We start from the raw sequence: 11932 nt of genomic DNA on the forward strand, positions 1-11932 counted from the left end.
TTTACGCTCCCACCGCGGCTTTCAGGGCCAGCAGTTCGGATTGGAATGCTTCGCGATCGTAGGCCTCATCATTGCTGAGTAATTTCAGCAAACGGTCCATTTTTGAATTCACGGTTTGCGCAATGCGCGAATTTCCTTTGCGGGCCAGGCCGTTGGCTACGCTGCTGATCGACATGTAGGCTTGCTCGGCCCCTGCGAAATCAGCGTACTGATTGTTGGCTGCCATGTTCACCAGGTCCTTCAGGATTTTTTCCAGTACCTGCTCCGTAAACGGCACGGTGGCCACCACTTTGCGCACTGTGTTGAGTTGGGCGTGAAGTACATTCGCGGCACGTTCAACTTCGTTGAAGTTGGCGGCTGGCGATGTACTTGCAATGTGCAACTGGTTCACCAGTTTTCCGATATCGCTGCTGTGTTGTGGCGCAGCCGCACGAATAATTGCTTGAACCATGATGAGGCTTGAGTTGTTAATACGTGCTTGCCCGGGGCTGCGCGCCAGGTCTTTGGACCAGTCTTTTTTGCTCATGGGTGAATGGCAGGCGTGGCAGTCGAACATCATGAGCTCGGGCATGATGCCCTGGCGGTTCCGCTTGGTGTCTGCAATCAATTCCAGCAAATTGGCGCTGCTGGCGAATTGCCCCATTGCCCAAATTTTACCGGCATCGTAAACGCCTTTGCGCTGCACCCAATCGTCGTCAATTTTGTAATGCGGTGGCTCCAAGGCCATAAAGGTTTCTACTTCAATGGAAATGCGTGGGTGACCCGCACCCATAATTTGGTGGGTAATGGGGCGGCTTGAATCACCCACATGGCAACTGGTGCACAGCTTGGCAGCAGCATAGGGATCACTGGTGGGGTACAAGCCATTTTCAATGTTTTTTGCATGGCTTGCCTTGGGTTCAACATGGGTTTTAATCCATTTTTCGGCTGGGCCATGGCAGGCCTCGCAGTTCACGCCGTCGCTTTTGTCAAACCGCGGGCCTTGCTTGCTGGCCGGCACGTTGTGGCTGTGGCAATCCAGGCAAACTTTGGCTTCATGGGCTGGTTGGGCAAGCCCCAGGTTTTTTGCAATGCGTTGCGATTGTGCGTTTTTTAGTACGGCATAGGCTTGTGTGTGAGGGTCTTCACGTAGCCAAGTGGTGTATTCGTTTTGCAAAACAGGTGTCGCCGTGCGTTCAGCAATGCTGCCGTGGCAGGTGCTGCTTGCACAGTTCACTGTGCCCACCGATTGGTGTTGCGACTGGTGTGGCATGGTTTGGGCCATACCGCCTGTGGGCGCAGCCATCAGCACGCTTGTGCCCAGCGCAAGCAACAGGCGATTGAAGCATCGATTCAAGGCGTTTGCTTTCATGGCTTAATCCTTTCTGAAAGCCACTGAATTGACTTTGGGCTTGGGCAAGTAGTTTTCCTTTTCAACCTTGTCGGTCACAGTCCACAAACGGCCATCCGGGCGCAGGTAAAACGCTTCCATTTCCTTGCGGGTAAATGGGCGCGAACCAATGCGGCCAAACACGGCAATTTGCCCACCTGTTTCATCCACGGCACGATCGCGGTCCAACCCTTTCGACACCGACAAAGCCGGGCTTGGGGTTTTACGCCATGCAATCAATTCCGGCATGGGCGCAGGCGAGAAGCCGTAAAATTTGGGCTGCGTGTCGGGCGATGTCAGTTGCAACACTTTCAAACCATTCACACCGTCGGCCACATACGCAAACAGCGATGCGTTGGTAGAACCCACCACCACATCATGCGCGTCATTCAGTTGCCCGTCAGCAGTAAATTGTTGATACACCACGGGCTTTCGCGGACGTTCAATGTCTACGATGACCAAGCCCTGTCTTTTTGCAGCCACGTAGGCGTAGGTACGCGCCAAATAAACCCGTTGCGCATCGGCCAGTGCTACCACCGCACCGGTGTGCTCGGGTTTCTCGGGGTGGGTAATGTCGATCACTTCCAGCCCTTTGGCCGTGGTGGCAAACAGGTAGCGGAATTGAACCGCTGTGGCGCGTGCATCCTGCAAGGGCAGGGTGGTGATGTGGCGCGGCTTCAAGGGGTTGTTGATGTCGACAAACACCAGGCCTTTGGGGGTGGTGATGTAGGCATAGTGCCCGCCCAGGGTAATGTGGCTGGCGCCGTTCAATACGCCGTTTTCATTCCACGTTACAGCGCGCTCGAAAAAGTTGTTGCGTGGTTCGCCGTCGGCCAGTGTATTTACATTCACAGCAATCAAGCCCTCTTCGCTGTCGGTGATGAAGGCATAGTTGTAAATGGGGTGGAAGGGCTGTTCCATATTGGTGATGCGCATCAAGTCACCCTGGTTTTTCTCGGGGTTGATGGGCTGGTTAGTGGGCAAGGCCATGCACGTCGCGTTTTTCGTGGCCACATGGGTGTCGTGCCCCAAGGGGCTGAATGGTGCCGTAATTACGCGCTGGCCATAACCCTTGTTGGCGACACTGGCTGCATCATAGGCGCGAAAGCCTCCTTTGCCTTCAGCCACAAACACATATTCGCCGCGCAGTTGCAGGCAGCTGGCCACGCCCTTGGTGGTGTGGTCCATCAGCGCTGGCACCACGGTATCGGCCAGTTCTCGGTTGCGATTCAAGTGGTTCTGGTAATAGTCGGGGTAGGCATACTTGTGCAGGTAACTGCCCAACACGGCCTGGGGTTCGTCCCACTCTGTCACAGTGACTGCCGCAATGTGTTCGCTGCCACCCAGCCAGGCGTTGAAGCCAATGAAGTTCACGAAGTTGGTGCCCTGCAGCAGCAACTGCGCCATGATGGCGTTGTTGTCATCTTCTCGTGACAAATGGCAATCGCTGCAGGTTTTGGTTTCTTCCTTGCGCTCGGTGTGCGGGTAGTGTGGTGCAAAAGCCTGCGAGGAAAAACCACTGGCTGCAATCGGTGGCTGCTGAATGTAAATACGCTCGCGGTTCGCGTTCATTGACGACAGAATCAAAGCCGAGCTTGAACGAATTGGCGCTATGCGGTTGCCTTTCACCGGGCCATGTACGCCAAGCTGGAACATGTCGTCGCGTGCCACTTGCGGGTTGTAGGTGGCGTAATTCCGGGTTTCTCCACCCTCATAGTGGAGGCGTTCAGTTTTCCAGTTGGCTTGAATGGGCAAGTGGCAACCCGCGCAGCTGGTGGTCCAGCTCAAGTGACAGGTGAAGCAGGTCATCTTGTCGTTGTCGTGTGCCAGTTCTTTTACGCCCGGGCCCCATTTGCCATCCTGACCCTCTGCGCCTGCACCCATCAATTTGGCGCGTGCTGCTTTGGCGTTGTACTCAGGGTGGGCCGGGTTCATGTTGTCTTTCACCAGACTCATTTCCCATTCTTTGTTGGGGTCCAGTGCCGCGCGCTGGTATAGCTTTCCATCGCGCCACTCGAAACGCTTACGCCCGTCTTGCGTTCGCAATTGGGTCAGATCGCTGCCGCCGGGTGGTGCGGCAGGCCCGCTGGTGCGCAAGGTGGGGTATTTGGTGGCAGTGCCATGGCAATCGGCACAATCCACTTCAACTGCAGCAGCCACTTCGCCGTAAATGTGGCCATTGCCGTGCATGTCTTGCGCAAAGTGGCAATCCACGCAGTGCATGCCCACGTCCAGGTGAATGGAGCTTAGGTGTACTGCCTTGTCGAATTTCTTGGGGTCGTCGTCGGCAACAACATTGCCCTCGGCATCCAGCAATGCGCCTTTGCGGTTGCGCTTGAACACCGCGCGGAAGTTCCAGCCATGGCCATGGTAATCAGCAAACTGGGTGTCTTTCAATTTGCTGTTCAGTGTGGACACGTTTTTAAGAAACTCAGGGTCACTCCACTTGCCACGCACCGCCGCTTCTTCGGGGTTGCGATCCAGAATTTCGCGCATTTCCGAATCGGTGGGGTAGCGTTGCTTTTCTGGCCACATGTGCGGCGCATCGCTTTCGTAGTCCCACATGATGTAGCCGTAATAGCTGTTCACAAACACGTTAGGCTGGTGCATATGGCACACCATGCACTGCGAGCTTGGAATGGCGCGGGTGAATTCATGCTTCACCGGGTGGCCACTTTCATTTTTTGCAATTGTTGGGTCAATGGTTTGTGTGGTGCCATCGTGACCAAACTTGGCGTAGGGTCCTGCGTGCTTTGGGTCGCGGTCGTTGGTGTAAATGGTGTGGCAACCTGTACAGCCGGATGAGCGGTAGTCACCCGGTTGCTCATTGGTGCCCAGAAACCACAGGTGCGGGTCGTTCAAACGGGTTTTCGTCACGTTAATCAAAGGTACCGCAATTCGCTGGCCCGTGCCGGGACCCCGGTTGGACTGTTTGATGTCGGGCCGCCCTGGTTCATCCAGGCGCTGAATTTGACCCAGCACGTTGGGCAAGCCCACCTCGGGAAATATGCTGTTAATCACCTTCCCACCGCGTTCAAATACGCGGAATATGTCGCCCGGGGGCGTGGTTTCCCACGCGGGCAATGGCGCCAGTTCATTCAGAATGCCCTTGTGAACAAACAGCTCGTTGTTGGCCTCCACCGGGTTTTTCAGCAAACCAGGTTGACCATCTTGCGTGTAAGCCTCGCCAAGAATGTAGCGCTTGTAAGGCAAGATTCCATTGTTATAAGAAGCACCGCCCCACAGCATGGCCGAGGTGCTCATCAGGCTACGTTCCTGGGCTTGAATGACCGGCAAATGACATGCACCACAGGCCTCGCGTGCAACACGCAAATCGCCCGGGTTGATGAAACGAATGTAAGCAGGGTGCTCTTTGTTCAGCTTGGCATAAGAACGTTTTGGGTTGGCTGACGAAGGGTAGTTCCAGAATTTCTCGTTGCGTGGCGCAATGTGCGCTTTGTCCAGCGCGGCACGGTATTCGGGTGCAAAGCCTTTTTCACGCGCAGCGCGGGTGTGGTCGTATGCCAACGAGCCTTGCTTGTCTTCTTTGCCGTTCCATTTCACGGTGGCGTCACCGCCATGGCAATCGGTGCAGCCCAACACCACGCCAGGGTTGGCATGCATGGTGTGTTGGTCGGTTTGTGTGTGGCAGGTCATGCAGCCTTCGGTTTTTGCAAAGGCCTGTTGCGCCGTTTGGCGTTCAGGCGCTGCAGGCGCCATGGTGTAACTTTTTTCAGGCAGCTTTTCACTGGCGGCATGAGCCACCGGGGCGATACCCAGAGTGGAAACAGCGGCCACTGCGAAACCCAATGCAAACAGCCAGCCCTTCCAGCGATTGTTGCTGGCGGGCTTTGTTGGAGGAGCAATGGCGGTATTCAAATTCATCAACAAACAACCTGCTTTAGAAACTCAAAATCACGTTAAACAGAAAGGAGTAAGGGTCCTTGTCTTCCGGAAACAATTCTTTGTAGCCCTTGCCAGGCAACAGCTTGGCAAACGACCCGTTCACCACAATATTTTGTGAGAAGAATGGTCGGTACTGAAAACCCACTGACGCATCAATGCCCAGGTCGGTGGAGGGAGGGCGCTGTTGTCGCAATGTGCCCAGCACATTGGTGTTGTCGAACTCAAGCTTGTTCAGGTTGGCCACCAAACGCAACTCGGGCAATACATCAATATCGGCACCAATACCCACTAACAACAGCCCTGGGTTGATGAAATTCGATTGTCCCTGTTCTTTGCTTGAACGCAGGGAGGGCAACACGCCGTTTCGGCCTGACAAAGCCACTCCACCGCCGCCGATCAAAGGAATATTTTGACGGATGAAAAAGCTGGTGTCGGCCCCTGCAAATTGGGGGTTCTCAAAAATTGCATCGAAACCTTCGGCTTTGCCATCAAAGGGATCTTCATCACCCGATGCATACAGGAAACTGCCACGCAAGCGGAACCAGTCAAAGTCGCGCGACAATTCCGTGGCATGAAAGAATGCATCAATGTCTTGCTCGCGCTGGGCGAGCGGGTGTCGATCCGTTTTACCTGTGGCGTAATAAGTTGACGTGGTAATGTTCATGCGGCCGTAATGGCCGTCACCGCTGAAACCAAAATAGTCCACGTGGTAGCCAAATGGTTTTTGATCGCCAAGCGATGAAGGGCGCGCCAGAAATCCGTTCGCATCAAAGTAACGCTCACCGTCTTCATCATTGCGGTTGTGAATATAGGAAACCTGGCTGGTGAAACCCAAAAACGGGAAGTCTTGCCGATACAGGTTGGCCACGAAAAAATCATCGTCGCGCAAGTCTTGCCGAATGTCGTTCAAACCGCTGTTGGTGTCTTTTTCAACCCGCTTGAAGTAGCCAATGTTGTACTGGTAAATGTTGTTGTTGCGGTTGCCGAACAGGCGGATACCCATGGGCAAATCCTGAAACAGGAAACCACGGAAATCGCTGATGAATGGCTGAATACCCACACGCAAACTGTCGAAATCGTAACGATCGGATACGTTGCGCAGGTGTACATCGACAAATGCTTCCTGAATACCCACAAACCCTTCACGGCGAACATCACCGGAAGAGGATGCAATTTTCAGCAGGCGATCTTCATTCACTCGCACATCGGTGTAGTTGAATACCGGTGTTAAACGGAACTCGTAGTCTGGTGGTTTGAACGTGGTGTTGCCTTTGGTCAGCGACAAACTCACGATCAGGTTGTGGGCAAATATGGATTGTTCACCATCACCAAAAATATTGGCCTGCCCAGGGGTACTCGATGTGGCCGGTGGCACAGGCACCGGGAAGTTGCGTTGCTCGTACAGCGTGTCGGCAATAATACCCAGGTTGAAAAACCAGTCGGGGCCGAGTGTGTTTTGCAACACGGGCAGGTCGCCCTTGATCACGTTCTGGTTGTAAGGGTCAAACAAGGGAAACTTGAAACCCAGTGACTGCATGATGCGCCAGCGATCCGGCACTGCCACGGTTTCACGGGGCAGGTTGGGCAAAGGCGGGGGCACTTGGCTGGGGTCGATCACTGGTATTGCAATGTCGCGCGGCACGATTGGTGTGTCTCGGCCCGGAATGGCACGTTGTACCTGCGGTGTTTGAGGAACCAGGCCAGGTGTTGCAGTGCTCGAAGGGCGAATGCCAGTGCCTGGCTGGTCTTGCAGCACATCGGCGGAAAAAGCGCGGGGCGCGAATACGCCCAGGGATTGCTCGCCGAATTGGCCGGTACCCTGTTGAACCCAGCCGTCGGTGCTGCCTAAGAAGCCACCCAAGAGGCTGTCTTGAATACGAACTCGGTACCAGCCGTCTTTCTCTTCATACGCATCCACCAATTGGCCCTTGAAAAACTCGCCGATTGCGCGAGATTCCTTGTTGGGCTTTGCATGCACAATGCTGCGGTTGTCGAAAACCTGCAGTAACACCAGTGGGCGTTCGGCGTTTTCAAGTTCTGCCATGTCCGGTATGCCCGCTACTTTTCGGGTGACCTTCTCAACAGTGTCCGTGACCTGGGTAACCAAATTGGGCTTTGTTTCGCCTCGAATGTCTGCCCGAATTTGTGCTATTGCGGGCAGGGGCAACAAACCGGCCAAGATAAGCCCCACGGCCAAGGGTTTCAAACGCATGATGTTGTTCTTGTTCATGGTGTTGGGCACACGTTTTGTTCACTGCTGTTGTTGAACGGAGTTTGCGGGCATTGCACATACTTCAAAAATTCACCAGAACTGGACAGTTCATTCGCGGTCAGCAAGGTTGAGGGGAACGGCCGCATGGTACTGCCCACAGCTGCTGCACCATTGATCACGCCCAGGTAGCCCACCATGTCATCCTGGTCCACGCCATCACCGGATACGCCGACCGCACCCACCAGTGCATCGCCCTTGTAAATCGGGAAACCCCCCGGGAATATTTGCATGCCATTTGCAAAGCGGTTTTGTCGACCTGCCGGAATATTCGCGTCGTCAACACAGGTGAGCGCTGCTGGTGGTGAAAATTGATTGGCTGCGCGTGTAGTGGCGGTGAGGGTACCCAGCACCTTGTTGGTCACAATGTTCAGTTGAAAGCCAACGTTGAATGGGCTCCATTGTGCGATCGGGGAGGAAAGCGGTCCTGTTGGGGTACCCACTTCACCGTCTGGAAAGTAAGGGCGGTGCACGTTACCAATTGCCCGCGCTGAGTAGGCCGCAGAGCCGTTCAAGGCTGTTGTCGTTTGTGTGAAAAACGTATTCATTGCGTTGGCAAATGCCGCATGGTTACCTGCATCAATTGCATTGAAGTCAGTCAATGCTTCAGCTGAACTGAATGTGAGCGCAGAGCGCGCTTTTTGTACTGACACATCGGTGCCAAATATCGGTGCATCGGATGAACGAACCAAACCCAAAACCTGACCAGTGGTGTCAACCACGCTGACTGTAACCTGTGCGGCGGCACCTAGCGGTATGCGAATTTGTGCACGGGCCCGGTTGGCAATCTTCATGCCTTCAACCAGAATATTTTGAACCTCAGTTTGGGTCAGATTGCCGCCAGCACTTGGAGGAAAACGTACCGATGTGTTGTCCGCGGGGTTGGTGATCAGGGTAAATGTATCCAAGCCGTTGAAGGCAGGGGCTGTGGTTGCCACGTAGCCGGATTGACTGGTGCCATAGGAGGTTCCGGCAATGACACCTGCAGCTGTTTTGTATCCGGCAACCGCTACAAAATTTCCGTTTCCACCCAAGGCCGCCGCGCCAGCCACTGCGGGCGTGGTGTTGGAAAACTGGAAGGTTTGTCCATTCGCTGTAATGCGGTTTGCACGAATTTGGGCGGGTGCCCGGAAGGCCTCAGGCAATGCGGCAAACGCGATTTCTTCTTCCAGGTCGACTTCATTGGTGAGGATGTCACGGTCCAGGCCGTACACGCCTTGGGTACCGGCATCGGTTGATGCAATCACGCCAATGCCACCCACCACCCGGCCTTCCTGATAAATCGGGAATCCGCCCGGATCGGCCGACAATCCCAATGGCGATCGTTTCGGTCCAATAGTCGCATTCTGGGAAAGCCAAACATTCAGATCAGAACAGGGCAGTTGACTGAATTGCACACCGTAAAGTGGACCGCTTGGCTGGCCTGTTTCCCCTGGCTGAAAAAATTCCTGAACAATTTGGCTGGCCGTACGGGTGCTAAATGCATTGCCGGTCGAAGACAAGTAGGCTCCGGTAATTGCTTTCGCAATCGCAGCCAATTCGCTGGGTACCGGTGTAAACCCGTCGAGGCCTCTGCCATTGGCACCGCTCAATCCGCTTGTGATGATGACCGTCGGACTGGAGTTTGTCATCCGATAGACAGCCAACACATTGCCAACCCGGTCTGTAATGGCAATGGTTGATTGCACGCCGCGGGAGATCGAAGCCTGCACCGCGCGGGCCACAATATCGTTCACCTCCGGGATGGACAGGCTTTGTGTTCCCAAAGGTTCGATATTGAAATTAGTCTCGGACGAGCTTCCACCGCCACCCCCGCCACCGCAAGACACCAAGATGAATGGTGTTGCAAGGCATACGGCCACTCCCATGGCCATTCTTTTTAATTGGGTTGCTGTGCCTGTCATGGCATTTGTGCGTTTGCGCATCGACTTCTAACTCGCTCATCTTTGTTTTTCAATGGACTTGCTTGCCTGCAAAGTCCCCAGTTCACTGCTGGTCTGTCTACTCAAGCTACTGCGTCGAATGGCGATTACTTCACTGCCACTTCTTTTTTATGTATATGGTATTCGTGGCAAACGCCACAGTCTGACTGAACTTTGTTGAGCACGGGTTTACTGCCCGCATGACAAGTTTGACAACCTTCAATTGCGGGCATCAGTACATCACTGGCTTCTTCGGATTTGGCCGCTTTGTGACAACTGTCACAACTTTCAAAGGCGTGTGCCTGGTGGTCGAATTTGGCCATGGGCATCCACGGGTGGGCAGGATTGATCTCGGCAATCTCGTACTGTGGCATTCTGGAGCCAGAGGTTTTCGTATTGCCCAGACCATCCACGGCTTTTACTTCGTGACATACCGAACATGCGGTGTTCTCAAACAACTCCACTGTGGCAAAAGCAGCCTGCGCACGTGGGTTTCCGCTCAGGTTTCGCAGGTTGGATCGATTCGGGTCTTTCTCGCTAGGGCGCGCCCGTAAAACAGCGCGTTGCGCATTTACCCTGTTCCGTTCTTCAGGGTGAAGTGCCAGATAACTGTAAAACTCTTCAACGGTGCTCAGCACTGCATCGACTGGGCCGTGGGGAACCTGTCGATCAGGCAAAGCAGGCTCAAAACTCAGTTTGTGACATTCCTGGCAGTGGCTTTCCATGCTGAGTGTTTTAAACCCTGTAGCTGTGTCCGCTGGCTCGTGACAGTTGGCGCATTCCATAACAACCTTCTTGCTCGGGCTGTCAATGCCCTTGGGGTCGAGATGAATGTCGTGGGGGAATTTCAGGCTGGTTTTCTCGGTAATGGGTGTGTTTGCCACCATCCGAATTCGGCGCAAATCACTGGGTTCCGGACCAGTAGCCACTGTGATTCTGAATGCCGGGTGTTTGTCTGCGGCAAAGTCGTTGACTGCCAATGTTTCAGTTTTGGGCGCCACAGTTTTAATATCTGCATGGCAAGCCGCACAGTCGGTGCCCACAAAATGTTTGTTTTGTTCTGCAAGGCTTTCGCGCCCTTTGTGGTCTCGATGGCAGCTTGCGCAGCGGCCTTCCTCAAATGAGGTGTCGGGCAGCGTTTGCTCGGTCACATGCAGACCCATATTGCTGTGGCACACCAAGCAGCTTTCGTCTTTCACTCTTGAGAAATTACCGGTATGACAAGCTTGGCAGTCGCCTTCCAGATTCGAGTGCGCTGAGGCCAACGGGCCCGGGTTCCAGATTGAATCGAGTGCCAGTGCCGTGGTGTTTCTCGTGCTTGAAACCTGGGTACTTTGAAGGCTTGGGTGCGCATTTACCGGCAATTGGTCGGCAGGCACAGTTTGCGTCTTTTCGTCAGAGCCTTTGGACTCAAAGCCAAACAGCTCAGGTGCTTGCATGGCCACTAAAGGCAAAACAAAGAACGCAAAGAGAATGGGTACGAAAAATATCCAGGACAGGGGGCGCTTTAGCCCCAAGGGTTTTTGTAATGCCTGTTGCTCACGTTGAAGCGGGCTTTTTTCTTGTTCGGCCATGTTCGCTTACCAGTAAATAAAAACAGACAGCACGTGCGTAATCAACGCCGCCAGAAGGCCAAATGACAATGGAACGTGGATGGATAGCCACAGCTCAAGCCAGTACCGTAAGTGGTAATAACGGCGCAATTGTTTCAAGGCGCGCAATCGCTGCACCTGGTTTCTGTACAGGTCAGAGAGGTTGTCAGCCTGCGTCATTTCCCGCTGCAGATAATTGACAGCATTCTCGGTGGCGCAGTCTTTAACATTCCCCCTGCGTTGGCTTTTGCGATTGGGGTAAATGCTTTGTTTGAGTGAAGCAGCGATAACACGCCCGACCATATCAGCTACATTCTTAAGCTGTTTTTGTGCCTCGCGGTCGAGGGTTTGAATTTGTTCCACTATTTGTTCGGGACTTTGGCGATTCAGAACGTTCGACATTTCAGTGGGATAACGCAAATAAAAACTGAGTCCCCAAACACCTGTGCCAATGGTTGCCATGGTCAGCACATACGCCAACGAATGCACGTTCCAGCCAATCTGAAAGCCGGTGTGCAATGTTGCTACCACCGACAAAGCCAAGCCCAAATAAATATGTGCGGATACCCAGCCGCGTAGGTTGCCTGTTTCGTTGGCGTACTGGCGCTTGCGTACACCAAACCACATCAGCCAAACAATGAGTAGGGCACCAATGGTTCCCAGGGTATAGCCCAGCCAGGTTCCGCCATTGGCATTGATTCTTGGTTGATCGAAAAGGTAGGCAAACGATGAAATGAGCGTCAGCAGCAAGGCCCATTTCAGGAAAACAAATCGTTTGTAGTTGAACAGGTTGTCCTGAATCATGTGTTCAGCGCCTAGGCGAATGGTCAGAGGTAATGCTGCTCAGGGTTTACGCTTAATTCTGTATAGCCGT

The 11932-nt window shown here is 53.8% G+C and carries 6 protein-coding genes; all 6 read right to left on the reverse strand.

Annotated features, from left to right (window positions below; all coding sequences use genetic code 11):
- Position 1: 1 nt before the first annotated feature.
- Positions 2-1351, reverse strand: a complete 1350-nt coding sequence (locus LMED105_RS16390) for a multiheme c-type cytochrome (RefSeq protein ID WP_008251109.1) — start codon at positions 1349-1351, stop codon at positions 2-4.
- 3 nt (positions 1352-1354) lie between these two features.
- Positions 1355-5254, reverse strand: a complete 3900-nt coding sequence (locus LMED105_RS10810) for a hypothetical protein (RefSeq protein ID WP_008251111.1) — start codon at positions 5252-5254, stop codon at positions 1355-1357.
- Positions 5255-5270: 16 nt separating this feature from the next.
- Complete coding sequence (locus LMED105_RS10815; protein WP_008251112.1) at positions 5271-7505, reverse strand: SH3 domain-containing protein; 2235 nt, start codon at positions 7503-7505, stop codon at positions 5271-5273.
- On the reverse strand, positions 7502-9469 hold the full coding sequence (locus LMED105_RS10820; protein ID WP_008251114.1) for a heme-binding protein: 1968 nt from the start codon (positions 9467-9469) through the stop codon (positions 7502-7504). Before LMED105_RS10820 ends, LMED105_RS10815 begins: the two co-directional genes overlap by 4 nt.
- 104 nt (positions 9470-9573) lie before the next feature.
- Entirely contained in the window at positions 9574-11040 is a 1467-nt protein-coding gene (locus LMED105_RS10825) for a cytochrome c3 family protein (RefSeq protein WP_008251115.1), read from the reverse strand.
- A gap of 6 nt (positions 11041-11046) precedes the next feature.
- A complete protein-coding gene (locus LMED105_RS10830; RefSeq protein ID WP_008251116.1) occupies positions 11047-11862 on the reverse strand; it encodes a hypothetical protein in 816 nt (271 codons plus the stop codon).
- Positions 11863-11932 lie beyond the last annotated feature (70 nt).

The organism is Limnobacter sp. MED105, assembly GCF_000170915.1.
Taxonomy (GTDB): Bacteria; Pseudomonadota; Gammaproteobacteria; order Burkholderiales; family Burkholderiaceae_B; genus Limnobacter.